The organism is Streptomyces sp. SLBN-31, from assembly GCF_006715395.1.
Taxonomy (GTDB): Bacteria; Actinomycetota; Actinomycetes; order Streptomycetales; family Streptomycetaceae; genus Streptomyces.
In genome coordinates this window covers 1,676,255-1,700,151 of the sequence record NZ_VFNC01000002.1, presented here as the reverse complement: position 1 = coordinate 1,700,151, position 23,897 = coordinate 1,676,255, and the positions used below count along the sequence as shown (strand labels likewise).

Here is a 23,897-nt window from a genome sequence, read left to right as displayed (position 1 = left end):
TCGGGCAAGCAGAGGGAGCGGGTGCGCGTGGTGTCCGGTGGTGAGGTGGCCGGGATCCTGGTGGCGGTGTTCTGGGCAATCCTGGTCTCCTTCCTCGCGGTGGCCCTCGCGAGGCTGGCCCAGACGCTGAGAGCGACAACCAAGCTGGTCGCGGACGTGACCGACCAGGCCGTCCCGCTGCTGGCCGACGCCTCCGCCGCGGTGCGCTCCGCGCAGACCCAGATCGACCGGGTCGACGCGATCGCGACCGACGTCCAGGAGGTCACCTCGAACGCCTCGGCGCTGTCCACCACCGTCGCCTCCACCTTCGGCGGCCCCCTGGTCAAGGTCGCGGCCTTCGGCTACGGCGTCCGCAGGGCCCTGGGTACCCGTCGGGACGACATGCCCACGAAGGAGCCGAGGCGTACCGTGATCGTGGGCCGGACCGTCCCGGCATCCCGGCGGGGCAAGCGGAAGAAGGACTGAGACCTAGCGATGTTCCGCCGTACGTTCTGGTTCAGCACGGGCGTGGCCGCCGGTGTGTGGGCCACCACCAAGGTCAACCGCAAGCTCAAGCAGCTGACCCCCGAGAGCCTCGCCGCCGCCGCGGCCAACAAGGCGATCGAGGCCGGTCACCGCATCAAGGACCGCGCGGTCGGTTTCGCGCTCGACGTCCGCGACAACATGGCCCAGCGGGAGGAGGAGCTGGGGGAGGCCCTGGGCATCAACGCGGCCCCCGAACTCCCCGCGCCCCGGCGCCACACCGCCATCGAGAACCGCAACAACCCGAAGTACGTCGAGGGCTCGACGTACCAGACGTACTCGAACAACTCGTACAACCGGAATGAGGACCACTGATGGAGTCGGCCGAGATTCGCCGCCGCTGGCTGAGCTTCTTCGAGGAGCGCGGGCACACCGTCGTCCCTTCGGCGTCGCTCATCGCGGACGACCCGACTCTGCTCCTCGTTCCGGCCGGCATGGTGCCCTTCAAGCCCTACTTCCTGGGTGAGGTCAAGCCGCCCTTCCCGCGCGCCACCAGCGTGCAGAAGTGCGTGCGCACGCCCGACATCGAAGAGGTCGGCAAGACCACCCGGCACGGCACCTTCTTCCAGATGTGCGGCAACTTCTCCTTCGGCGACTACTTCAAGGAAGGCGCCATCAAGCTCGCCTGGGAGCTGCTCACCAGCCCCCAGGACAAGGGCGGTTACGGCCTGGAGCCGGAGAAGCTCTGGATCACCGTCTACAAGGACGACGACGAGGCCGAGCGCATCTGGCACGAGGTCGTCGGCGTGCCCATGGAGCGCATCCAGCGCCTGGGCATGAAGGACAACTTCTGGTCCATGGGCGTCCCCGGCCCGTGCGGCCCCTGCTCCGAGATCAACTACGACCGCGGCCCCGAGTTCGGCGCCGAGGGCGGCCCCGCCGTCAACGACGAGCGGTACGTGGAGATCTGGAACCTCGTCTTCATGCAGTTCGAGCGGGGCGAGGGCACCGGCAAGGACAACTTCGAGATCCTCGGCGACCTGCCGAGCAAGAACATCGACACGGGCCTCGGCCTGGAGCGCCTCGCCATGATTCTGCAGGGCGTGCAGAACATGTACGAGATCGACACCTCCATGGCCGTCATCAAGAAGGCCACCGAGCTGACCGGCGTCCACTACGGCGCCGCCCACGCCTCCGACGTCTCCCTGCGCGTGGTCACCGACCACATGCGCACCGCCACCATGCTCATCGGCGACGGCGTCACGCCCGGCAACGAGGGCCGCGGCTACGTCCTGCGCCGCATCATGCGCCGCGCCATCCGCAACATGCGCCTGCTCGGCGCCACCGGCCCGGTCGTGCTGGACCTCGTCGACACCGTGATCGGCATGATGGGGCAGCAGTACCCCGAACTGGTCACCGACCGCGAGCGCATCGAGAAGGTCGCCGTCGCCGAGGAGAACGCCTTCCTCAAGACGCTGAAGGCCGGCACCAACATCCTCGACACCGCCGTCACCGAGACCAAGCAGTCCGGCGGCACCGTCCTGCCCGGCGACAAGGCGTTCCTGCTCCACGACACCTGGGGCTTCCCGATCGACCTCACCCTGGAGATGGCCGCCGAGCAGGGGCTGTCCGTGGACGAGGACGGCTTCCGCCGCCTGATGAAGGAGCAGCGGGAGCGCGCCAAGGCCGACGCCCAGGCCAAGAAGACCGGCCACGCCGGCGCCGGCGCCTACCGGGAGATCGCCGACAAGGTCGGCGAGACCGACTTCATCGGCTACAGCGACACCGAGGGCGAGTCCACGATCGTCGGCATCCTCGTCGACGGCGCCTCCTCCCCGGCCGCCACCGAGGGCGACGAGGTCGAGATCGTCCTCGACCGCACCCCCTTCTACGCCGAGGGCGGCGGCCAGATCGGCGACACCGGCAAGATCAAGGCCGACTCCGGCGCCGTCATCGAGGTCCGCGACTGCCAGAAGCCGGTCCCGGGCGTCTACGTCCACAAGGGCGTCGTCCAGGTCGGCGAGGTCACCGTCGGCGCCAAGGCCGTCGCCTCGATCGACGCCCGCCGCCGCAAGGCCATCGCCCGCGCCCACTCGGCCACCCACCTCACCCACCAGGCGCTGCGCGACGCGCTCGGCCCGACGGCCGCCCAGGCCGGCTCCGAGAACCAGCCCGGCCGCTTCCGCTTCGACTTCGGCTCGCCGTCCGCCGTCCCCACGGCCGTGATGACCGACGTAGAGCAGAAGATCAACGAGGTGCTCGCCCGTGACCTCGACGTCCGTGCCGACGTCATGGGCATCGACGAGGCCAAGAAGCAGGGCGCCATCGCCGAGTTCGGCGAGAAGTACGGCGAGCGCGTCCGCGTCGTGACCATCGGCGACTTCTCCAAGGAGCTGTGCGGCGGCACGCACGTGCACAACACCGCCCAGCTGGGCCTGGTGAAGCTGCTCGGCGAGTCCTCCATCGGCTCCGGCGTCCGCCGTATCGAAGCCCTCGTCGGCGTCGACGCCTACAGCTTCCTGGCTCGCGAGCACACGGTCGTCAACCAGCTGACCGAGCTGCTCAAGGGCCGCCCGGAGGAGCTGCCGGAGAAGGTCTCCTCGATGCTCGGCAAGTTGAAGGACGCCGAGAAGGAGATCGAGAAGTTCCGCGCCGAGAAGGTGCTGCAGGCCGCCGCCGGCCTCGTCGAGACCGCCAAGGACGTCCGCGGCATCGCGGTCGTCACCGGGCAGGTCCCGGACGGCACCACCCCCGACGACCTGCGCAAGCTGGTCCTCGACGTGCGCGGCCGCATCCATGGCGGACGCGCCGCCGTGGTGGCCCTCTTCGCCGTCAACAACGGCAAGCCGCTCACGGTCATCGCGACCAACGAGGCCGCCCGCGAGCGCGGCCTGAAGGCCGGTGACCTGGTTCGCACCGCCGCAAAGACCCTCGGCGGCGGCGGTGGCGGCAAGCCCGACGTCGCGCAGGGCGGCGGCCAGAACCCGGCCGCCGTCGGCGAGGCCGTCGACGCGGTCGAGCGGCTCGTGGCGGACACGGCCAAGTGAGCGCAGGGCAGGAATCCGGTGAGAGCGGCCCGGTGATGCGCCGGGGCCGCCGCCTCGCCGTGGACGTCGGGGACGCCCGGATCGGGGTCGCGTCCTGCGACCCCGACGGGATCCTCGCGACCCCCGTCGAGACCGTCCCCGGCAGGGACGTTCCGGCGGCGCACCGCCGACTGAGGCAGCTGGTCGAGGAGTACGAGCCGATCGAGGTCGTCGTCGGCCTCCCTCGCTCCCTCAAGGGGGGCGAGGGCCCCGCCGCGGCGAAGGTCCGCGCCTTCGCGCAGGAGCTGGCCAGGGGCATCAAGCCCGTACCGGTCCGCCTGGTGGACGAGCGGATGACGACGGTGACGGCCAGTCAGGGACTGCGCGCCTCGGGCGTGAAGTCCAAGAAGGGCCGCTCGGTCATCGACCAGGCAGCCGCTGTGATCATCCTGCAGCAGGCCCTGGAATCCGAACGGGTGTCAGGTAAAGCACCCGGCGAGGGCGTCGAAGTGGTCATCTGATCGCGATACGGTAACGTTCCGCGCGATTGCGCCGCTGAATCGAACAGCCGGTGCACAGCAAGAGGCGGAACCGTGAGCGGGCCCCCACCGAGGCCGCGCGATCAACCGCCTCGCGGCTCTAGGGGTTTGATGACTGAGTATGGCCGGGGCCAAGGCTCCGAACCGTGGCATCCGGAGGACCCGTACTACGGGGACGACGGATGGGGTGGACAGCAGGCCCAGGTGGGCCCGCAGTCCCCCTACGGCGGCCAGCCGCAGCACTATCCAGAGCAGCCGCAGCAGCAGCAGAACCACGGCGGCTGGCACGACGGCCAACAGACCGGATACGGGCAGGCGCAGCAGTACCAGCAGTACGACCAGCAGTACTACGCGGGTCACACACAGCAGCAGCAGTCGTACGACCAGCAGGCCTGGGGCCAGGGCACCGACACCCACGCCCAGTACACCGACGTCAGGTACACGGACCCGCAGGACCCCTACGCCCAGCAGGCCGCCGCCTCCTACGGCGGTGACCAGTCCGACTACTACGGCACCCCGGACGCCTACCCGCCGCCCGAGCCGCCCAGCCGCAGGCAGGCCGAGCCCGAACCGCAGCACACTGACTGGGACCCCGGGCCCGACCAGGGAGAGCACGCCTTCTTCGCGGGCGGTGACGACGAAGAGGACGAGGACGACGACCCCGCCGGGGGCCGCAAGGCGCGCGGCGGCAAGAAACCGAAGAAGAGCCGCAACGGCTGCGCCTGCCTCGTGCTCGTGCTGGTCTTCGGCGGCGGCCTCGGTGGCGTCGGCTATTTCGGCTGGCAGTTCTACCAGGATCGTTTCGGCCCGGCCCCCGACTTCGCGGGCGACGGCAACGGCCAGTCGGTCACCGTCGTCATCCCCAAGGGCGCCGGCGGCTATGTGATCGGGCAGAAGCTGAAGGAGGCGGGCGTCGTCGAGAGCGTCGACGCGTTCGTCTCGGCGCAGCAGTCCAACCCCGACGGCAAGAAGATCCAGGACGGCGTCTACACGCTGGAGAAGCACATGTCGGCCGCGAGCGCGGTCGATCTGATGCTGAGCCCGAAGAGCCGCGACAACCTGATCATTCGGGAGGGCCTGCGCAACTCGCAGGTCTACGCGCTGCTCGACGCCCGCCTCGGTGTGCCCGAGGGCACCACGGCGAAGGTCGCGAAGAACGACTACAAGAAGCTCGGTCTGCCGTCCTGGGCGCTGAACCACCCCAACCTCAAAGATCCGCTGGAAGGGTTCCTCTACCCCTCCAGCTACGCGGCCAGCAAGGGCCAGAAGCCCGAGGAAGTCCTGAAGGACATGGTCACCCGGGCCAGCGACAAGTACGCCGCGCTCGGCCTCGCGAACAAGGCCAAGAGCCTCGGTCTCGACAACCCCTGGCAGCTGCTCACCGTGGCCAGCCTGGTCCAGGCCGAGGGGGTCAGCCACGACGACTTCCGCAAGATGGCCGAGGTCGTCTACAACCGTCTCAAGCGCGGCAACCCCGAGACCTACGGCTCGCTCGAGTTCGACTCGACGTACAACTACATCAAGAACCAGAGCAAGATCGACCTGAGCATCTCCGAGCTGCGCAAGTACAACAACCCGTACAACACGTACTACGTCAAGGGCCTGCCGCCCGGCCCGATCGACAACCCCGGCGAGGAAGCCCTCAGGGGCGCGCTCAACCCCACGCACGACGGGTGGTACTACTTCATCTCGTTGGACGGCAAGACCAGCAAGTTCACCAAGACGCTCGCCGAGCACAACAAGCTGGTCGACGAATTCAATGCGTCGAGGAACAAGAACTGATGGCAGCAACCCACAGGGCGGCCGTGCTCGGCTCGCCCATCGGCCACTCCCTGTCCCCGCGGCTGCACAACGCGGCCTACCGGGCGCTCGGCCTGGACGACTGGTCGTACGACAGGTTCGAGATCGACGAGGCCGCGCTGCCCGGCTTCCTCGAGGGGCTGGGTCCCGAGTGGGCGGGACTGTCCCTGACCATGCCGCTCAAGCGGGCGGTGATCCCGTTGCTCGACGAGATCACCGACACGGCGGCCTCGGTGGAGGCCGTCAACACCGTCGTCTTCCGCGCGGACGGCAAGCGCGTCGGCGACAACACCGACATCCCCGGGCTGATCGCCGCGCTGCAGGAGCGAGGCGTGGAGAAGGTCGAGTCGGCGGCCATCCTGGGCGCGGGCGCCACCGCCTCGTCGGCGCTGGCGGCACTGGCCCGGCTCTGCACCGGTGAGGTCACGGTGTACGTGCGCAGCGAGCGGCGCGCCGACGAGATGCGGCAGTGGGGCGAACGGCTCGGCGTCCAGGTCCGGCCGGCCGACTGGGCCGACGCGATACGCGCCTTCGACGCGCCCCTGGTGATCTCCACGACGCCCGCCGGAGGCACCGACGACCTCGCCGAGCGGCTCCCCGCCCGGGTCGGCACGCTCTTCGACGTCCTCTACGAGCCGTGGCCCACGCCGCTCGCCGCCGCCTGGCAGGACCGCGGTGGCCCGGTGCTCAGCGGCCTCGATCTGCTGGTGCACCAGGCGGTCTTCCAGTTCCGCCGGTTCACGGGGGACCCGCGTTCGCCGCTGGCCGCGATGCGCGAGGCCGCGCGGACGGCCTGATCCGTCCGTTTGCCGGACGCGGATCGGAGTCGCATCCCGGACATGGGAGGATCGGGGGTGGCGGGCCGGAGCCGCGCATCCGGTCGCGCCGTCGCCGTACGCGAGGACGCGCGTACGCAGGGCTGTACCGGCGCGCGAGTATTTGAGGAGCACCGTTGAGCAGGTTGCGCTGGCTGACCGCGGGGGAGTCCCACGGCCCCGCACTCGTGGCGACGCTGGAGGGCCTTCCCGCGGGCGTGCCGATCACGACGGAGATGGTGGCCGACCACCTGGCCCGGCGCCGGCTCGGCTACGGTCGCGGTGCGCGCATGAAGTTCGAGCGTGACGAGGTCACCTTCCTCGGTGGCGTCCGGCACGGCCTGACCCTCGGCTCCCCGGTCGCGATCATGGTGGGCAACACCGAGTGGCCCAAGTGGGAGCAGGTCATGGCGGCGGACCCGGTCGACCCGGAGATCCTCGCCGGGCTGGCCCGCAACGCCCCGCTGACCCGGCCCCGTCCCGGTCACGCCGATCTGGCGGGCATGCAGAAGTACGGCTTCGACGAGGCCCGCCCGATCCTGGAGCGCGCCTCGGCCCGGGAGACCGCGGCCCGTGTCGCGCTCGGCGCGGTGGCGCGGTCGTACCTGAAGGAGACGGCCGGCATCGAGATCGTCAGCCATGTCGTGGAGCTGTGCTCGGTGAAGGCGCCGCAGGGTGTGTACCCGACGCCGGCCGATGTGGAGCGGCTGGACGCCGACCCGCTGCGCTGCCTGGACGCGGACGCCTCGAAGGCGATGGTGGCCGAGGTCGACCAGGCCCACAAGGACGGCGACACCCTCGGTGGCGTGGTGGAGATCCTGGCCTACGGCGTGCCGGTCGGCCTGGGCTCGCACGTGCACTGGGACCGCAAGCTGGACGCCCGCCTGGCCGGCGCGCTGATGGGCATCCAGGCGATCAAGGGCGTCGAGCTCGGCGACGGCTTCGAACTCGCCCGCGTCCCCGGCTCCAAGGCGCACGACGAGATCGTCGGCACCGACGAGGGCATCCGACGGGTCTCCGGCCGCTCGGGCGGCACCGAGGGCGGTCTGTCCACCGGTGAGCTGCTGCGGGTGCGGGCGGCGATGAAGCCCATCGCGACCGTGCCGCGGGCCCTGCAGACGGTGGACGTGGCCACCGGCGAGGCCGCCCAGGCCCACCACCAGCGCTCCGACGTCTCCGCGGTGCCGGCCGCCGGCATTGTCGCCGAGGCGATGGTGGCCCTGGTCCTGGCGGACGCGGTGGCGGAGAAGTTCGGCGGCGACAGCGTCCCCGAGACCCGCCGCAACGTGCGCTCCTACCTCGAGAACCTGGCCATCCGATGACCGCTGCGCAGGTCGTCCTGGTCGGACCGATGGGCGTGGGCAAGTCCACGGTGGGGCGGCTGCTGGCCGAGCGCCTGGGCGTGGGCTACCGGGACACCGACGACGACATCGTCGCCGCCCAGGGCCGCACCATCGCCGAGATCTTCGTCGACGACGGCGAGCCGGCCTTCCGGGCGATCGAGAAGGCCGCCGTGCGCGAGGCACTGGCCGGACACGAGGGCGTGCTGGCGCTGGGCGGCGGCTCGATCCTCGACGCCGACACCCGCGCGCTGCTGGCCGGGCACCGGGTCGTCTACCTCTCGATGGACGTCGAGGAGGCCGTCAAGCGCACGGGGCTGAACACCGCCCGCCCGCTGCTCGCGGTCAACCCGCGCAAGCAGTGGCGCGAGCTGATGGAGGCCCGGCGCTCGCTGTACGAGGAGGTCGCCACGGTCGTCGTCGCGACCGACGGCCGTACCCCCGAAGAGGTCGCGCAAGTCGCCCTGGACGCGTTGGAGTTGAAGCAGGCATGAGCGAGGCAGTCACCCGGATCCAGGTCGGCGGCACGGCGGGGTCCGAGCCGTACGAAGTCCTGGTGGGGCGTCAACTCCTGGGCGAGCTGGCCGGGTTGATCGGGGAGAAGGCCAAGCGGGTCGCGGTGGTTCACCCCGAGGCGCTGGCGGAGACCGGTGACGCGCTGCGCGCCGACCTGACCGAGCAGGGCTACGAGGCGATCGCCATCCAGGTGCCGAACGCCGAGGAGGCCAAGACCGCCGAGGTCGCCGCCTACTGCTGGAAGGCACTCGGCCAGTCCAACTTCACCCGCTCCGACGTCGTGGTAGGCGTCGGCGGCGGTTCCACCACGGACCTGGCCGGGTTCGTCGCCGCGACCTGGCTGCGCGGGGTGCGCTGGATCGCCGTACCGACCACCGTGCTGGCCATGGTGGACGCCGCGGTCGGCGGCAAGACCGGCATCAACACCGCCGAGGGCAAGAACCTGGTGGGCGCCTTCTTCCCGCCCGCCGGCGTACTGTGCGACCTGGCCGCGCTGGACTCCCTCCCGGTCAACGACTACGTCTCCGGGCTCGCCGAGATCATCAAGGCGGGCTTCATCGCCGACCCGGTGATCCTGGACCTCATCGAGTCCGACCCGCAGGCCGCCCGCACCCCCCAGGGCCCGCACACCGCCGAGCTCATCGAGCGCTCCATCCGGGTCAAGGCCGAGGTCGTCTCCGCCGACCTCAAGGAGTCGGGACTGCGGGAGATCCTCAACTACGGCCACACGCTCGGCCACGCCATCGAGAAGAACGAGCGCTACAAGTGGCGGCACGGCGCCGCGGTCTCGGTCGGCATGCACTTCGCCGCCGAACTCGGCCGTCTGGCGGGCAGGTTGGACGACGCGACGGCGGACCGTCACCGCACCGTCCTCGAATCCGTCGGCCTCCCGCTGCACTACCGCTACGACCAGTGGCCCAAGCTGCTGGAGGCGATGAAGGTCGACAAGAAGTCCCGCGGCGACCTGCTCCGCTTCATCGTCCTCGACGGCCTGGCCAAGCCCACCGTCCTGGAGGGTCCCGACCCGGCCGTGCTGCTCGCCGCGTACGGCGAAGTGGGCGAGTAAGTCCGCCGGAGCGTGTTCCGTCCCATTTGCCTTGCCGACGTGGGCACTTCGAGCCGTCCCCGGCCGTTCAACAAACGGCGGCCGGGGAAGGTACCGTTCGGTAGGAAGCGGGGCCCGTACCCTGCCGCCAGGGTCAATCGCCTGTACGAGACGGAGTGGCACCGGATGCAGCACGCAGTGGGTTCTCCGCTGCCGCCGCCCCACCAGCCGGGGCACGGACCTGGCGCCGGCTGGTCGCCGGCCGCACACCACCCGGGCCACCCGGGGCCGCCCCAGGGCTCCGCGCCCGTGCCCCCGCCGCCACCGGCTCCGGGGTTCACGCCCCAGGGCCCGGTTCCCCCCGCCCCGCACCACAACCCGGCCCCGCCGCCTCCCGACACCACCGGCCACGTCCCGCTGCCCCCGGGCGGCCCGGTCACCATGCCCGGCACGGCACCCGCGAGCGCCCCCGACCCGGCCACCACGACCCTCGCGGTCCTGCTGATCGGCCCCGCGGGCGCCGGCAAGACGAGCGTCGCCAAGTACTGGGCCGAGCACCGCAGGGTGCCCACGGCCCACATCAGCCTCGACGACGTCCGCGAGTGGGTGCGCTCCGGCTTCGCCGACCCCCAGTCCGGGTGGAACGACAACTCCGAGGCCCAGTACCGCCTGGCCCGGCGCACCTGCGGCTTCGCCGCCCGCAACTTCCTGGCCAACGGCATCTCCTGCATCCTCGACGACGCCGTGTTCCCCGACCGCCCCGTCGTCGGTCTGGGCGGCTGGAAGCGCCATGTCGGCCCAGGGCTGCTGCCGGTGGTTCTGCTCCCCGGCCTGGAGATAGTCCTGGAGCGCAACGCCGAGCGCTCCGGCAACCGCCGCCTCACCGACGAGGAGGTCGCCCGGATCCACGGCCGCATGGCGGGCTGGTACGGCTCCGGCCTCCCCATCATCGACAACAGCCAGCTGGACGTCCCCCAGACGGCCCGCATCCTGGACGACGTCCTGGCGAGGTCGATCGCCAGCCCACCGAGCTGGTAGACGCCGAGCGTGGGAGCCGACTGAAGGGGCGCGGGGAACTGCGCGATCAGCCCCCACGGACCCGCACCCGGCACACCACCCCTCCGGGCACCCCTTCCCCCGATCGACACCTAAACCGGCACAAATCTCCCATCCCTCCTACGCTCATCTCATGTCAGAGATGTACGCGAACCGCCGAACCCGGCTCAGGGAGCAATACAGCGCGGCCGGCCACGCGGCAGCGCTCGTCTCCCGCCCCGCCAACGTCCGCTACCTCGCCGGTACCGCCCCGCACGACGCCGTCCTCCTCCTGGGCCGGACGGAAGACCTGCTGCTGTGCCCCGGCCCGCCCGACGACCGCCCCGCGGAAGGCCGGCCCGACGAGGCCCTGCGTGTGCAGTACCTCACGGCGGGCCAGGGCGATCCCGCGGTCGCCGCCGCCGACCTCGCCGCGGCCCAGGGCGCCGACTCCCTCGCCGTGGAGGAGCACCATCTCACGGTCGCCCGGCACCGGGAGATCCGCTCCGTCGCCCCGCGCCTGCGCATCGCCGACCTGGGCGGCGCCGTCGAACAGCAGCGGGTGGTGAAGGACGAGGAGGAGATCTCCTGCCTCCGCATCGGCGCCGAGATCGCCGACCAGGCCCTCGGCGAGCTCCTGGAGTCCATCCTGGTGGGACGCACCGAACGCCACCTCGCCCTCGAACTCGAACGCCGGCTGGTCGACCACGGCGCCGAGGGCCCGGCCTTCCCCACCTCCGTCGCCACCGGACCGAACTCCGGCCGCCGCGCGCACCGCCCCACCGACCGGCGGGTGGAGGAGGGCGACTTCCTCTCCGTCTGCCTCGGAGCCACCTACCGCGGCTACCGCTGTGAGATCGGCCGGACGTTCGTGATCGGCACCTCGCCCGCGGACTGGCAGATCGAACTGTACGACCTGGTCTTCGCCGCGCAGCGCGCCGGACGGGAGGCCCTCGCACCCGGCGCGGCCTGCCGTGACGTCGACCGCGTCACCCGTCAGGTGCTCGACGGGGCGGGGTACGCCGGGGGACTGCCGTTCCTCACCGGCCATGGCGTGGGACTCGAAATCGACGAGGACCCGCAGCTGGCCCCTGCGGCCATGGGTAAACTGGACGCTTGCGTGCCGGTCACCGTCGAACCGGGGGTCCACCTCCCGGGCCGGGGCGGCGTCCGGATCGATGACACGCTCGTCGTCCGCCCCGAGGCGGACGGCGGACCCGAGCTACTCACCATCACGACCAAGGAACTGCTCGCACTATAGGCAACGTGCGCGCGCCGGGGTCGTCCACGTCAGTCCAGGAGATTCCGCAACCGTGGCTTCCACGAACGACCTCAAGAACGGCCTGGTGCTCAAGCTCGAAGGCGGCCAGCTCTGGTCCGTCGTCGAGTTCCAGCACGTCAAGCCCGGCAAGGGCCCCGCCTTCGTGCGCACCAAGCTCAAGAACGTGCTCTCCGGCAAGGTCGTCGACAAGACCTTCAACGCCGGCGTCAAGGTCGAGACGGCCACTGTCGACAAGCGCGACATGCAGTTCTCGTACATGGACGGCGAGTACTTCGTCTTCATGGACATGGAGACCTACGACCAGCTCATGGTCGACCGCAAGGCCGTCGGTGACGCCGCGAACTTCCTCATCGAGGGCTTCACCGCCACCGTCGCGCAGCACGAGGGCGAGGTGCTCTTCGTCGAGCTGCCGGCCGCCGTCGAGCTCGTCGTCCAGGAGACCGAGCCGGGCCTGCAGGGCGACCGCTCCACCGGTGGCACCAAGCCCGCCACCCTGGAGACCGGTCACCAGATCCAGGTCCCGCTCTTCATCACCACCGGTGAGAAGATCAAGGTCGACACCCGTACCAGCGACTACCTCGGCCGGGTGAACAGCTAACCGTGGCTGCCCGCAACACGGCCCGCAAGCGCGCCTTCCAGATCCTCTTCGAGGGCGACCAGCGCGGCGCCGACGTCCTGACCGTCCTCGCGGACTGGATCCGGCTCTCCCGGGACGACACCCGGCAGCCGCCGGTGAGCGAGTACACGATGCAGCTGGTCGAGGGCTACGCCAAGCAGGCGAAGCGGATCGACGAGCTGATCGCGCAGTACTCGGTCGGCTGGACGCTCGACCGGATGCCGGTCGTGGACCGCAACCTCCTGCGTCTGGGCGCCTACGAGCTGATCTGGGTGGACGAGGTCCCGGACGCCGTCGTCCTCGACGAGATGGTGCAGCTGGCGAAGGAGTTCTCCACCCAGGAGTCGCCCGCCTTCGTCAACGGTCTGCTCGGCCGGCTCAAGGAGCTGAAGCCCTCCCTGCGCCGCGACGAGGCGTAAGAGGCACGACATCGCCAGGGGGCCCGCAGCGTGAGTGCTGCGGGCCCCCTGGCGTTCCCGCACCGCCGTGCCGTCCGAAGGGCGCAGAAAGCCGCCGGGGTGGCCGGAACCGTGAAGTTCCGGCCACCGCGGCGGCACGTTTCTGCTGTGGTGCGGTGGGGCTCAGCTCTCCTCGTGAGCCACCGCGCGGCGCGCGTCCGCGTCGAGGACGCCCCAGCTGATCAGCTGCTCGGTCAGAACCGAGGGCGACTGGTCATAGATGACGGCGAGTGTGCGCAGGTCGTCCTGGCGGATCGACAGCACCTTGCCGTTGTAGTCACCGCGCTGCGACTGGATCGTGGCCGCGTAGCGCTGCAGGGGGCCCGCCTTCTCGGCCGGCACGGTGGCCAGCCGCTCCAGGTCCAGAACCAGCTTCGGCGGGGGCTCGGCGGCGCCGCCGGGGGTGGTGCCCGGGAGCAGTTCCTGCACCGGCACGCCATAGAAATCCGCCAGTTCGGCAAGGCGCTGTACGGTCACCGCGCGGTCACCGCGCTCGTACGACCCGACCACGACCGCCTTCCAGCGTCCCTGGCTCTTCTCCTCGACACCGTGGAGGGAAAGGCCCTGCTGGGTGCGGATGGCCCGGAGCTTGGCCCCGAGCTGTTTGGCGTATTCGCTGGACATATAGCTCCCCGGACACTGTGTCGACGCGGCTGCGGACGTTCCGCCGCCGCGCGTCTGGTAACTCACTGTGAGGTTACGCAGCGTGATTCTTCTGCGTCAAGCCGAATGGTCCACACCGACTCTTCCGTGGTGGCGGTGGCCGATTAGCCCAGGGGGGTGATCAGGGGTGTCGTGCGGGCCTGCTACCGTGGATGGCGCAAATCCGACGTCCTTTAAGGTCCGTCCCGTGAGGCGGAGAAGGAGGTCCGTTTCGTATGGACAAGCACGACAAGCAGGACACGCAAGCCTCCGATGCCCGGCCCGTTCTCGAGGGCCCCGACATCGCGCGGGTACTGACCCGCATCGCCCACGAGATCGTCGAGCGCGCCAAGGGCGCCGACGACGTGGTGCTCCTCGGCATTCCGACCCGGGGTGTCTTCCTCGCCCAGCGGCTCGCCGCCAAGCTCGAGCAGATCACGGAACGCAAGATTCCGGTCGGCTCGCTCGACATCACCATGTACCGCGACGACCTGCGCATGCACCCGCCGCGTGCGCTGGCCCGCACCGAGATCCCCGGTGACGGCATCGACGGCAAGCTGGTCGTCCTCGTCGACGACGTGCTCTTCTCCGGCCGTACCGTCCGGGCCGCGCTCGACGCCCTGAACGACGTGGGGCGTCCGCGCGCGGTCCAGCTCGCGGTCCTCGTCGACCGCGGCCACCGCGAACTGCCCATCCGCGCCGACTACGTCGGCAAGAACCTCCCCACGTCGCTGCGGGAGACGGTCAAGGTCCAGCTCGCCGAGGAGGACGGTCGGGACACCGTGCTGCTCGGTGCGAAGCAGCCCCAGTAGCGGCCGCTGGGCACGCGCCCTTTCGGCGTGCCCTGGTCTGCCCGGAATCTCCCGAATCCCGAATTGCCTTACGGAGCCTGACAGATGCAGCGTCATCTCATCTCGGCCGCCGACCTCACCCGCGACGACGCCGTCCTGATCCTCGACACCGCCGAGGAGATGGCCCGGGTCGCGGACCGGCCGATCAAGAAACTGCCGACCCTGCGCGGCCGTACGATCGTCAACCTCTTCTTCGAGGACTCCACGCGCACGCGTATCTCCTTCGAAGCCGCCGAGAAGCGCCTCTCGGCGGACGTCATCAACTTCACCGCCAAGGGCTCCAGCGTCTCCAAGGGCGAGTCCCTGAAGGACACCGCCCAGACCCTGGAGGCCATGGGCGTCGACGCCGTGGTCATCCGGCACGGCGCCTCCGGAGCCCCCTACCGGCTGGCCAACTCCGGCTGGATCGACGCCGCCGTCATCAACGCCGGCGACGGCACCCACCAGCACCCCACGCAGGCCCTGCTGGACGCCTTCACCATGCGCCGCCGCCTCGTCGGCCGGGACGCCGGACTCGGCCAGGACCTGGCCGGCAGGCGCATCACCATCGTCGGCGACGTCCTGCACAGCCGGGTCGCCCGCTCCAACGTCGACCTGCTGCACACCCTCGGCGCCGAGGTCACCCTGGTCGCCCCGCCCACCCTGGTACCGGTCGGCGTCGAGACCTGGCCCTGCGAGGTGTCGTACGACCTCGACTCCACCCTCACCAAGTCCGACGCGGTGATGATGCTGCGGGTCCAGCGCGAGCGCATGAACGCCGCCTTCTTCCCGACCGAGCGCGAGTACTCGCGGCGCTACGGCCTCGACGGCGACCGCATGGCGCGGATGCCCGAGCACGCCATCGTGATGCACCCCGGCCCGATGGTCCGCGGCATGGAGATCACCGCCGAGGTCGCCGACTCCGACCGCTGCACCGTCGTCGAGCAGGTCGCAAACGGAGTCTCCATCCGGATGGCCGTCCTGTACCTGCTGCTCGGTGGCAACGAACCCGCCGTCACCCACGCCCGTATCGAGGAGAAGTAAGACACATGAGCAAGATCCTGATCCGTGGTGCCAAGGTGCTCGGCGGCGAGGCGCAGGACGTCCTGATCGACGGTTCGACGATCGCCGAGGTGGGTGCCGGACTGAGCGCCGAGGGCGCCGAGGTCGTCGAGGCGGACGGCAAGGTCCTGCTGCCGGGCCTGGTCGACCTGCACACCCATCTGCGCGAGCCCGGCCGCGAGGACTCCGAGACCGTGCTGACCGGCACCCGCGCCGCGGCGAGCGGCGGCTTCACGGCCGTGTTCGCCATGGCCAACACCTTCCCGGTCGCCGACACCGCCGGCGTCGTCGAGCAGGTCTACCGGCTCGGCCAGGAGCACGGCTACTGCGACGTGCAGCCCATCGGCGCCGTCACCGTCGGCCTGGAGGGCAGGAAGCTCGCCGAACTGGGCGCCATGCACGAGTCGGCCGCCGGCGTCACCGTCTTCTCGGACGACGGCAAGTGCGTCGACGACGCGGTGATCATGCGGCGGGCGCTGGAGTACGTGAAGGCCTTCGGCGGTGTCGTCGCCCAGCACGCGCAGGAGCCGCGGCTGACCGAGGGCGCCCAGATGAACGAGGGCATCGTCTCCGCCGAACTGGGTCTGGGCGGCTGGCCCGCGGTGGCCGAGGAGTCGATCATCGCCCGGGACGTCCTGCTCGCCGAGCACGTCGGCTCGCGCGTGCACATCTGCCACCTCTCCACCGCCGGGTCCGTCGAGATCGTCCGCTGGGCCAAGTCCCGCGGCATCGACGTCACCGCGGAGGTCACCCCGCACCACCTGCTGCTGACGGACGAGCTGGTGCGCACCTACAACCCGGTCTACAAGGTCAACCCGCCGCTGCGCACCGAGCGGGACGTGCTCGCCCTGCGCGAGGCGCTCGCCGACGGCACGATCGACATCGTCGCCACCGACCACGCCCCGCACCCGCAGGAGGACAAGGACTGCGAGTGGGCCGCGGCCGCCATGGGCATGGTCGGCCTGGAGACCGCGCTGTCGGTCGTGCAGGAGACCATGGTGGACACCGGCCTGCTCACCTGGGCCGGGGTCGCCGAGCGGATGTCCTTCAAGCCGGCCGCGATCGGCGGGGCCAAGGGCCACGGGCGTCCCGTCTCGGCTGGTGAGCCCGCCAACCTCACGCTCGTCGACACCGCATACCGTGGGTCGGTGGACCCCGCGGGCTTCGCCTCGCGCAGCCGCAACACCCCCTACGAGGGACGTGAGCTGCCGGGCCGTGTGACGCACACGTGGCTGCGGGGCAAGGCGACGCTCGTCGACGGGAAGCTCACGTGACACCTGTAATCCTGCTGGCCGCCGAGAAGGAGTCGGCCGAGGTCACCGACTGGGCCGCCCGCATCGGCTGGCTCGTCGGACTCGCGCTCTTCGTCGCGCTCGTCTACTGGCTGATGCGCGAGGGCTGGAAATGGCGCGGCACGCTCCAGGGCGACCTGCCCGAGCTGCCCGGCGCGCCGGACGAGCCCGGCGAGGCCAGACTGACGATGAGCGGCCGCTACCACGGCTCCACCACCGCCCATCAGTGGCTCGACCGCATCGTGGCGCACGGCCTCGGCACCCGCAGCCGGGCCGAGCTCACGCTGACGGACGCGGGACTGGACGTCGTACGCCCCGGCGCGACCGACTTCTTCGTCCCGGCGGCCCAGCTGCGCGAGGCCCGGCTGGACAAGGGCATCGCCGGCAAGGTGCTGACCGAGGGAGGGCTGCTCGTGGTGACCTGGCAGCACGGCGACCGGCTGATCGACTCCGGCTTCCGCTCCGACCGCGCGGCCGAGCACACGGAGTGGGTCGAGGCCCTGAATGTGATGATCAACAAGACGGAAGGCGCACGATGACAACCTCCACCAGGGGAGCTTCCAGGACTCCCGCCGTACTCGTCCTGGAGGACGGCCGGATCTTCCGCGGCCGTGCCTACGGGGCCGTGGGGGTGACCTTCGGCGAGGCGGTCTTCTCGACCGGCATGACCGGCTACCAGGAGACGTTGACCGACCCCTCCTACCACCGCCAGGTCGTCGTGATGACCGCCCCGCACGTCGGCAACACCGGCGTCAACGACGAGGACCCGGAGAGCAAGCGCATCTGGGTCGCCGGATACGTCGTGCGCGACCCCGCGCGCGTGCCGTCCAACTGGCGCTCGCGCCGCCCGCTCGACGACGAGCTGCGCCACCAGGGCGTCGTCGGCATCTCCGGGATCGACACCCGCGCGCTCACCCGCCACCTGCGCGAGCGCGGCGCCATGCGCGTCGGCATCTTCTCCGGCAACGCCCTGCCCGACGAGGGCACCATGCTCGCCGAGGTCCGCCAGGCCCCCGAGATGAAGGGCGCCGACCTTTCCGCCGAGGTCGCCACCAAGGAGGCGTACGTCATCCCGGCGATCGGTGAGAAGAAGTTCACCGTCGCCGCCGTCGACCTCGGCATCAAGGGCATGACCCCGCACCGGATGGCCGAGCGCGGCATCGAGGTCCACGTCCTGCCCGCCACGGCCACCGCCGAGGACGTCTTCGCCGTCGAACCGGACGGCGTGTTCTTCTCCAACGGCCCCGGCGACCCGGCCACCGCCGACCACCCGGTCTCCGTCATGCAGGCGGTCCTGGAGCGCGGCACCCCGCTGTTCGGCATCTGCTTCGGCAACCAGATCCTGGGCCGCGCGCTGGGCTTCGGCACCTACAAGCTCAAGTACGGCCACCGGGGCATCAACCAGCCGGTGCAGGACCGTACGACCGGCAAGGTCGAGGTCACCGCGCACAACCACGGCTTCGCCGTCGACGCCCCGCTCGAGAAGGTCTCCGAGACCCCCTACGGCCGCGCCGAGGTCTCCCACGTCTGTCTGAACGACAACGTGGTGGAGGGCCTCCAGCTCCTCGACCGCCCGGCCTTCAGCGTCCAGTACCACCCCGAAGCGGCAGCCGGTCCGCACGACGCCGCCTACCTGTTCGACCGCTTCGTATCCCTGATGGAGGGCCAGCGTGCCTAAGCGCACCGATATCCAGTCCGTCCTGGTCATCGGCTCCGGCCCGATCGTCATCGGCCAGGCCGCCGAGTTCGACTACTCCGGCACCCAGGCGTGCCGCGTCCTGAAGTCCGAGGGTCTGCGCGTGATCCTCGTGAACTCCAATCCGGCGACGATCATGACCGACCCGGAGATCGCCGACGCCACCTACGTCGAGCCGATCACCCCCGAGTTCGTCGAGAAGATCATCGCCAAGGAGCGCCCCGACGCCCTGCTGCCCACCCTGGGCGGCCAGACGGCCCTCAACACGGCCATCTCCCTGCACGACAACGGCGTCCTGGAGAAGTACGGCGTCGAGCTGATCGGCGCCAACGTGCAGGCGATCCACAAGGGCGAGGACCGCGACCTGTTCAAGGAGGTCGTGGAGGAGGTCCGCCGGAAGATCGGGCACGGCGAGTCCGCCCGCTCCGTCATCTGCCACTCCATGGACGACGTCCTCGCGGGCGTCGAGACCCTCGGCGGCTACCCGGTCGTCGTCCGCCCGTCCTTCACCATGGGCGGCGCCGGCTCCGGCTTCGCGCACGACGAGGAGGAATTGCGCCGCATCGCCGGACAGGGCCTCACCCTCTCGCCGACCACCGAGGTGCTCCTGGAGGAGTCCATCCTCGGCTGGAAGGAGTACGAGCTGGAGCTGATGCGCGACAAGCACGACAACGTCGTGGTCGTCTGCTCCATCGAGAACTTCGACCCCATGGGCGTGCACACCGGCGACTCGATCACCGTGGCGCCCGCGATGACGCTGACCGACCGCGAGTACCAGATCCTGCGCGACGTCGGCATCGCGATCATCCGCGAGGTCGGCGTCGACACCGGCGGCTGCAACATCCAGTTCGCGGTGAACCCCGAGGACGGCCGCGTGATCGTCATCGAGATGAACCCGCGCGTGTCGCGCTCCTCGGCCCTCGCCTCCAAGGCGACCGGCTTCCCGATCGCCAAGATCGCCGCCAAGCTCGCCGTCGGCTACACCCTCGACGAGATCCCGAACGACATCACGCAGGAGACCCCGGCCTCCTTCGAGCCCACGCTCGACTACGTGGTCGTCAAGGCCCCCCGGTTCGCCTTCGAGAAGTTCCCGCAGGCCGACTCCACGCTGACCACCACCATGAAGTCGGTCGGCGAGGCCATGGCCATCGGCCGCAACTTCACCGAGGCCTTCCAGAAGGCGCTGCGCTCGCTGGAGAAGAAGGGCAGCCAGTTCACCTTCGTCGGCGAGCCGGGCGACAAGAACGAGCTGCTGCGGGAGTCGGTGCGCCCCACCGACGGCCGGATCAACACGGTCATGGGGGCCATCCGCGCGGGCGCCACGCCCGAGGAGGTCTTCGAGTACACCAAGATCGACCCCTGGTTCGTCGACCAGCTCTTCCTCATCAAGGAACTCGCCGACGAACTCGCCGAGGCCGCCGAGCTGACGCCGGAACTGCTCGCCGAGGCCAAGCGGCACGGCTTCTCCGACGTGCAGATCGCGGAGATCCGCGGCCTGCGCGAGGACGTCGTGCGCGAGGTGCGGCACGCGCTGGGCGTCCGCCCGGTCTACAAGACGGTCGACACCTGCGCCGCCGAGTTCGCCGCGAGGACGCCGTACTTCTACTCCTCCTACGACGAGGAGACCGAGGTCGCCCCCCGCGAGAAGCCGGCCGTCATCATCCTGGGCTCCGGCCCCAACCGCATCGGCCAGGGCATCGAGTTCGACTACTCGTGCGTCCACGCCTCCTTCGCGCTGAGCGACGCGGGCTACGAGACGGTCATGGTCAACTGCAACCCCGAGACCGTCTCCACCGACTACGACACCTCCGACCGCCTGTACTTCGAGCCGCTGACGCTGGAGGACGTGCTGGAGATCGTCCACGCCGAGCAGCAGGCCGGTCCGGTGGCGGGCGTGATCGTGCAGCTGGGCGGCCAGACCCCGCTGGGCCTCTCGCAGGCGCTCAAGGACAACGGCGTGCCGATCGTGGGCACCTCGCCCGAGGCCATCCACGCCGCCGAGGACCGCGGCGCCTTCGGGCGCGTGCTCGCCGAGGCCGGCCTGCCGGCCCCCAAGCACGGCACCGCCACCACCTTCGCCGAGGCCAAGGCCATCGCCGACGAGATCGGCTACCCGGTCCTGGTGCGGCCGTCGTACGTCCTCGGCGGGCGCGGCATGGAGATCGTCTACGACGAGACCCGGCTGTCGTCCTACATCGCCGAGTCGACCGAGATCAGCCCCTCCCGGCCGGTCCTCGTCGACCGCTTCCTCGACGACGCGATCGAGATCGACGTCGACGCCCTCTACGACGGCACCGAGCTCTACCTCGGCGGCGTCATGGAGCACATCGAGGAAGCCGGCATCCACTCCGGCGACTCCGCCTGTGCCCTGCCCCCGATCACGCTGGGGGGCTTCGACATCAAGCGGCTGCGGGCCTCCACGGAGGCCATCGCCAAGGGCGTCGGCGTCCGCGGCCTGATCAACATCCAGTTCGCGATGGCCGGGGACATCCTCTACGTCCTGGAGGCCAACCCGCGCGCCTCCCGCACCGTCCCCTTCACCTCGAAGGCGACCGCGGTGCCGCTGGCCAAGGCCGCCGCCCGGATCTCGCTGGGCGCGACCATCGCCGAGCTGCGGGCGGAGGGCCTGCTGCCCGCCACCGGCGACGGCGGCGAGCTGCCGCTCGACGCGCCGATCTCCGTCAAGGAGGCGGTCATGCCGTGGTCGCGCTTCCGCGACGTCCACGGCCGCGGTGTCGACACCGTCCTCGGCCCCGAGATGCGCTCCACCGGCGAGGTCATGGGCATCGACGCCGTCTTCGGCACGGCGTACGCCAAGTCGCAGGCCGGCGCCTACGGCCCGCTGCCCACCAAGGGTCGCGCGTTCATCTCGGTCGCCAACCGGGACAAGCGGTCGATGATCTTCCCGGCGCGCGAGCTGGTCGCCCACGGCTTCGAGCTGATGGCCACCTCCGGCACCGCCGAGGTCCTCAAGCGCAACGGCATCAACGCCACCGTCGTACGCAAGCAGTCCGAGGGCACCGGCCCGAACGGCGAGAAGACCATCGTCCAGCTCATCCACGACGGCGAGGTCGACCTCATCGTCAACACCCCGTACGGCACCGGCGGCCGCCTCGACGGCTACGAGATCCGTACGGCGGCCGTGGCACGGTCGGTCCCGTGCCTGACGACGGTCCAGGCGCTCGCCGCCGCCGTCCAGGGCATCGACGCACTCAACCACGGAGACGTGGGCGTCCGTTCGCTCCAGGAACACGCCGAACACCTGACCGCGGCCCGCGACTAGCAGCCGACGAGGGGGACACCGGAAACGGTGTCCCCCTCGTCATGAGGACACCATGTACAAGATCTTCTTCAACCTCGTCTTCCAGCGCATGGACCCGGAGAAGGCCCACTACCTGGCCTTCCGCTGGATCCGCCTCGCCGCCCGCGTCCCCGTGCTGCGCACCTTCGTCGCCGCCGCCCTCGCGCCCCGCCGCAAGGAGCTGCGCACGGAGGCCTTCGGGCTGCGCATGCACGGCCCCTTCGGGCTGGCCGCGGGCTTCGACAAGAACGCCGTGGCCATCGACGGCATGTCGATGCTCGGCTTCGACCACGTCGAGATCGGCACCGTCACCGGGGAGGCCCAGCCCGGCAACCCCAAGAAGCGGCTGTTCCGCCTGGTGCCGGACCGCGCGCTCATCAACCGCATGGGCTTCAACAACGAGGGCTCGCTGGCCGTCGCGGCCCGGCTGGCCTCCCGCGAGCCGGTCTTCAGGACCGTCGTGGGCGTCAACATCGGCAAGACCAAGGTCGTCCCCGAGGCCGAGGCCGTCGGCGACTACGTCAAATCCACCGAGCGGCTCGCGCCCTACGCCGACTACCTGGTCGTCAACGTCTCCTCCCCGAACACCCCCGGACTGCGCAACCTCCAGGCCACGGAGGCCCTGCGGCCGCTGCTGAGCGCCGTCCGCGAGGCCGCCGACCGCGCGGTGCCCGCCCGACGGGTGCCGCTCCTCGTCAAGATCGCGCCCGACCTCGCCGACGAGGACGTCGACGCCGTCGCCGACCTGGCCGTCGAACTCGGCCTGGACGGCATCATCGCCACCAACACCACCATCGCGCGCGAGGGACTCGGTCTGGCCTCCGGCCCCTCGCTGGTCAAGGAGACGGGCGGGCTGTCCGGCGCCCCGCTCAAGGCGCGCTCCCTGGAGGTGCTGCGCCGCCTCTACGCGCGCGTGGGCGACCGCATCACCCTGGTGGGCGTCGGCGGCATCGAGAACGCCGAGGACGCCTGGCAGCGCATCCTCGCCGGCGCCACGCTCGTCCAGGGCTACAGCGCGTTCGTCTACGAGGGGCCCTTCTGGGGCCGTGCCATCCACAAGGGGCTCGCCGCGCGCCTGCGCACCAGCCCGTACGCCACCCTCGCCGACGCGGTCGGCGCCGACGTGAGGAAGTCCGCATGAGCGTTCTCGAACCCTTCGGCACTCGTCTGCGCCGCGCCATGGACGCCCGCGGCCCGCTGTGTGTCGGCATCGACCCGCACGCGTCCCTGCTCACCGAGTGGGGCCTGAACGACGACGTGGCCGGCCTGGAGCGGTTCAGCCGCACGGTGGTCGAGGCGGTGGCCGACCGGGTCGCCGTCCTCAAGCCCCAGAGCGCCTTCTTCGAGCGCTTCGGCTCGCGCGGCGTCGCCGTCCTGGAGAAGACGGTCCAGGAGGCGCGCGCGGCCGGCGCCCTGGTCGTGACGGACGCCAAGCGCGGCGACATCGGCTCCACCATGGCCGGGTACGCCGAGGCCTTCCTGCACAAGGACTCCCCGCTGTTCTCGGACGCGCTGACCGTCTCGCCGTACCTGGGCTACGGATCGCTCAGCCCGGCCGTCGCGCTGGCCCGGGAGAGCGGCACGGGCCTGTTCGTGCTGGCCCTCACCTCCAACCCGGAGGGCGGCGAGGTCCAGCACGCGGTGCGCCCCGACGGCCGGAACGTCGGCGCGACGATCCTGGGCCACCTGGCGGCCGAGAACGAGGGGGAGGTGCCCCTCGGCTCCTTCGGCGCCGTTGTCGGCGCCACGCTGGGCGACCTGTCCTCGTACGACCTGGCGATCAACGGCCCGCTTCTGGCGCCCGGCGTCGGCGCCCAGGGGGCGACCCCGGCCGACCTTCCGAAGGTATTCGGAGCCGCCGTGCGCAACGTCGTGCCGAACGTCAGCCGGGGAGTGCTCCGGCACGGTCCCGACATCGCCGCCCTGCGGACTTCCGCGGACCGGTTCGCGGAGGAGATCCGGACGGCGCTGGCCGGCGTGTGAGCTGTACCACGTGCAGGGCTCCCGGGACGGCCACATGAGGAGTTCATGACGGCCGTCCCGGGCGTTCCAGAAGGTCGCGGGAGTCTTCCAACAGGTGTTCGGAAGCCCGCTTGAGTCTGAATACATCCTCAAATCCAGGGCATTATGTCCTAAATGT

General features: G+C 70.6%; 22 protein-coding genes. 21 read left to right on the top strand and 1 reads right to left on the bottom strand.

Annotation, left to right across the window (positions count from 1 at the left end; all coding sequences use genetic code 11):
• Nucleotides 1-21: 21 nt before the first annotated feature.
• The 13 genes from FBY22_RS27780 to nusB all read left to right on the top strand — a co-directional run bounded on the left by FBY22_RS27780 (nucleotide 22) and on the right by nusB (nucleotide 12,895).
• Nucleotides 22-465 carry a DUF948 domain-containing protein gene (locus tag FBY22_RS27780; protein ID WP_142150473.1) on the top strand — a complete coding sequence of 148 codons (444 nt, stop codon included), beginning with the start codon at nucleotides 22-24 and terminating at the stop codon, nucleotides 463-465.
• 9 nt (nucleotides 466-474) lie between these two features.
• Nucleotides 475-837: a hypothetical protein gene (locus FBY22_RS27775; RefSeq protein ID WP_142150471.1), complete on the top strand. Its 363-nt coding sequence runs from the start codon at nucleotides 475-477 to the stop codon at nucleotides 835-837.
• A complete protein-coding gene (gene alaS, locus FBY22_RS27770; protein WP_142150469.1) occupies nucleotides 837-3,509 on the top strand; it encodes an alanine--tRNA ligase in 2,673 nt (890 codons plus the stop codon). The genes FBY22_RS27775 and alaS overlap by 1 nt, the downstream gene beginning before the upstream one ends.
• 35 nt (nucleotides 3,510-3,544) lie before the next feature.
• Nucleotides 3,545-4,009: a Holliday junction resolvase RuvX gene (gene ruvX, locus FBY22_RS27765; protein WP_058926501.1), complete on the top strand. Its 465-nt coding sequence runs from the start codon at nucleotides 3,545-3,547 to the stop codon at nucleotides 4,007-4,009.
• A 129-nt stretch (nucleotides 4,010-4,138) separates the two neighbouring features.
• Nucleotides 4,139-5,809, top strand: coding sequence for an endolytic transglycosylase MltG (gene mltG, locus FBY22_RS27755; RefSeq protein ID WP_142150467.1), 1,671 nt, complete (start codon nucleotides 4,139-4,141; stop codon nucleotides 5,807-5,809).
• A complete protein-coding gene (locus tag FBY22_RS27750) occupies nucleotides 5,809-6,624 on the top strand; it encodes a shikimate dehydrogenase (protein WP_142150465.1) in 816 nt (271 codons plus the stop codon). The genes mltG and FBY22_RS27750 overlap by 1 nt, the downstream gene beginning before the upstream one ends.
• A gap of 155 nt (nucleotides 6,625-6,779) precedes the next feature.
• Nucleotides 6,780-7,964, top strand: a complete 1,185-nt coding sequence (aroC, locus tag FBY22_RS27745; protein ID WP_142150463.1) for a chorismate synthase — start codon at nucleotides 6,780-6,782, stop codon at nucleotides 7,962-7,964.
• Nucleotides 7,961-8,476 carry a shikimate kinase gene (locus tag FBY22_RS27740; RefSeq protein ID WP_142150461.1) on the top strand — a complete coding sequence of 172 codons (516 nt, stop codon included), beginning with the start codon at nucleotides 7,961-7,963 and terminating at the stop codon, nucleotides 8,474-8,476. The genes aroC and FBY22_RS27740 overlap by 4 nt, the downstream gene beginning before the upstream one ends.
• On the top strand, nucleotides 8,473-9,564 hold the full coding sequence (aroB, locus tag FBY22_RS27735) for a 3-dehydroquinate synthase (RefSeq protein WP_142150459.1): 1,092 nt from the start codon (nucleotides 8,473-8,475) through the stop codon (nucleotides 9,562-9,564). The genes FBY22_RS27740 and aroB overlap by 4 nt, the downstream gene beginning before the upstream one ends.
• A gap of 165 nt (nucleotides 9,565-9,729) precedes the next feature.
• Nucleotides 9,730-10,581 (top strand): Pro-rich N-terminal domain-containing protein, encoded by an 852-nt coding sequence (locus tag FBY22_RS27730; protein WP_142150457.1) that lies wholly within the window; start codon nucleotides 9,730-9,732, stop codon nucleotides 10,579-10,581.
• Between the two features lie 151 nt (nucleotides 10,582-10,732).
• Nucleotides 10,733-11,839: an aminopeptidase P family protein gene (locus FBY22_RS27725; protein ID WP_142150455.1), complete on the top strand. Its 1,107-nt coding sequence runs from the start codon at nucleotides 10,733-10,735 to the stop codon at nucleotides 11,837-11,839.
• Nucleotides 11,840-11,891: 52 nt separating this feature from the next.
• On the top strand, nucleotides 11,892-12,458 hold the full coding sequence (gene efp / locus FBY22_RS27720; RefSeq protein ID WP_020117452.1) for an elongation factor P: 567 nt from the start codon (nucleotides 11,892-11,894) through the stop codon (nucleotides 12,456-12,458).
• Nucleotides 12,459-12,460: 2 nt separating this feature from the next.
• A complete protein-coding gene (gene nusB, locus FBY22_RS27715; protein WP_142150453.1) occupies nucleotides 12,461-12,895 on the top strand; it encodes a transcription antitermination factor NusB in 435 nt (144 codons plus the stop codon).
• Between the two features lie 162 nt (nucleotides 12,896-13,057).
• On the opposite strand, the gene bldD is transcribed toward nusB, so the two are convergent.
• A complete protein-coding gene (gene bldD / locus FBY22_RS27710; protein WP_142150451.1) occupies nucleotides 13,058-13,558 on the bottom strand; it encodes a transcriptional regulator BldD in 501 nt (166 codons plus the stop codon).
• Nucleotides 13,559-13,812: 254 nt separating this feature from the next.
• Between bldD and pyrR the strand changes: the two genes are divergently transcribed.
• From pyrR to pyrF, 8 genes are all read left to right on the top strand, one after another.
• A complete protein-coding gene (gene pyrR, locus FBY22_RS27705; RefSeq protein WP_142150449.1) occupies nucleotides 13,813-14,388 on the top strand; it encodes a bifunctional pyr operon transcriptional regulator/uracil phosphoribosyltransferase PyrR in 576 nt (191 codons plus the stop codon).
• 84 nt (nucleotides 14,389-14,472) lie between these two features.
• Complete coding sequence (locus tag FBY22_RS27700; protein WP_142150447.1) at nucleotides 14,473-15,450, top strand: aspartate carbamoyltransferase catalytic subunit; 978 nt, start codon at nucleotides 14,473-14,475, stop codon at nucleotides 15,448-15,450.
• A 5-nt stretch (nucleotides 15,451-15,455) separates the two neighbouring features.
• The gene (locus tag FBY22_RS27695) at nucleotides 15,456-16,742 is read left to right on the top strand and encodes a dihydroorotase (protein ID WP_142150445.1); all 1,287 of its coding nucleotides are present in this window, start codon (nucleotides 15,456-15,458) and stop codon (nucleotides 16,740-16,742) included.
• Nucleotides 16,739-17,299 carry a hypothetical protein gene (locus FBY22_RS27690; protein WP_142150443.1) on the top strand — a complete coding sequence of 187 codons (561 nt, stop codon included), beginning with the start codon at nucleotides 16,739-16,741 and terminating at the stop codon, nucleotides 17,297-17,299. Before FBY22_RS27695 ends, FBY22_RS27690 begins: the two co-directional genes overlap by 4 nt.
• Nucleotides 17,296-18,438 carry a glutamine-hydrolyzing carbamoyl-phosphate synthase small subunit gene (gene carA / locus FBY22_RS27685; RefSeq protein WP_142150441.1) on the top strand — a complete coding sequence of 381 codons (1,143 nt, stop codon included), beginning with the start codon at nucleotides 17,296-17,298 and terminating at the stop codon, nucleotides 18,436-18,438. Before FBY22_RS27690 ends, carA begins: the two co-directional genes overlap by 4 nt.
• The gene (gene carB / locus FBY22_RS27680; protein WP_142150440.1) at nucleotides 18,431-21,739 is read left to right on the top strand and encodes a carbamoyl-phosphate synthase large subunit; all 3,309 of its coding nucleotides are present in this window, start codon (nucleotides 18,431-18,433) and stop codon (nucleotides 21,737-21,739) included. Before carA ends, carB begins: the two co-directional genes overlap by 8 nt.
• A gap of 52 nt (nucleotides 21,740-21,791) precedes the next feature.
• Nucleotides 21,792-22,898 (top strand): quinone-dependent dihydroorotate dehydrogenase, encoded by a 1,107-nt coding sequence (locus tag FBY22_RS27675; RefSeq protein WP_142150437.1) that lies wholly within the window; start codon nucleotides 21,792-21,794, stop codon nucleotides 22,896-22,898.
• The gene (pyrF, locus tag FBY22_RS27670; protein WP_142150435.1) at nucleotides 22,895-23,740 is read left to right on the top strand and encodes an orotidine-5'-phosphate decarboxylase; all 846 of its coding nucleotides are present in this window, start codon (nucleotides 22,895-22,897) and stop codon (nucleotides 23,738-23,740) included. The genes FBY22_RS27675 and pyrF overlap by 4 nt, the downstream gene beginning before the upstream one ends.
• Nucleotides 23,741-23,897: the final 157 nt, after the last annotated feature.

Bases quoted from the DNA above. Each gene is read 5' to 3' on its own strand.
- FBY22_RS27730 (WP_142150457.1), top strand. From the start codon at position 9,730: ATGCAGCACGCAGTGGGTTCTCCGCTGCCGCCGCCCCACCAGCCGGGG.
- bldD (WP_142150451.1), bottom strand. From the start codon at position 13,558: ATGTCCAGCGAATACGCCAAACAGCTCGGGGCCAAGCTCCGGGCCATC.
- pyrR (WP_142150449.1), top strand. From the start codon at position 13,813: ATGGACAAGCACGACAAGCAGGACACGCAAGCCTCCGATGCCCGGCCC.
- FBY22_RS27695 (WP_142150445.1), top strand. From the start codon at position 15,456: ATGAGCAAGATCCTGATCCGTGGTGCCAAGGTGCTCGGCGGCGAGGCG.
- FBY22_RS27740 (WP_142150461.1), top strand. From the start codon at position 7,961: ATGACCGCTGCGCAGGTCGTCCTGGTCGGACCGATGGGCGTGGGCAAG.
- mltG (WP_142150467.1), top strand. From the start codon at position 4,139: ATGACTGAGTATGGCCGGGGCCAAGGCTCCGAACCGTGGCATCCGGAG.
- pyrF (WP_142150435.1), top strand. From the start codon at position 22,895: ATGAGCGTTCTCGAACCCTTCGGCACTCGTCTGCGCCGCGCCATGGAC.
- FBY22_RS27700 (WP_142150447.1), top strand. From the start codon at position 14,473: ATGCAGCGTCATCTCATCTCGGCCGCCGACCTCACCCGCGACGACGCC.
- FBY22_RS27750 (WP_142150465.1), top strand. From the start codon at position 5,809: ATGGCAGCAACCCACAGGGCGGCCGTGCTCGGCTCGCCCATCGGCCAC.
- alaS (WP_142150469.1), top strand. From the start codon at position 837: ATGGAGTCGGCCGAGATTCGCCGCCGCTGGCTGAGCTTCTTCGAGGAG.
- carA (WP_142150441.1), top strand. From the start codon at position 17,296: ATGACAACCTCCACCAGGGGAGCTTCCAGGACTCCCGCCGTACTCGTC.
- FBY22_RS27675 (WP_142150437.1), top strand. From the start codon at position 21,792: ATGTACAAGATCTTCTTCAACCTCGTCTTCCAGCGCATGGACCCGGAG.
- FBY22_RS27725 (WP_142150455.1), top strand. From the start codon at position 10,733: ATGTCAGAGATGTACGCGAACCGCCGAACCCGGCTCAGGGAGCAATAC.
- ruvX (WP_058926501.1), top strand. From the start codon at position 3,545: ATGCGCCGGGGCCGCCGCCTCGCCGTGGACGTCGGGGACGCCCGGATC.
- FBY22_RS27775 (WP_142150471.1), top strand. From the start codon at position 475: ATGTTCCGCCGTACGTTCTGGTTCAGCACGGGCGTGGCCGCCGGTGTG.
- aroB (WP_142150459.1), top strand. From the start codon at position 8,473: ATGAGCGAGGCAGTCACCCGGATCCAGGTCGGCGGCACGGCGGGGTCC.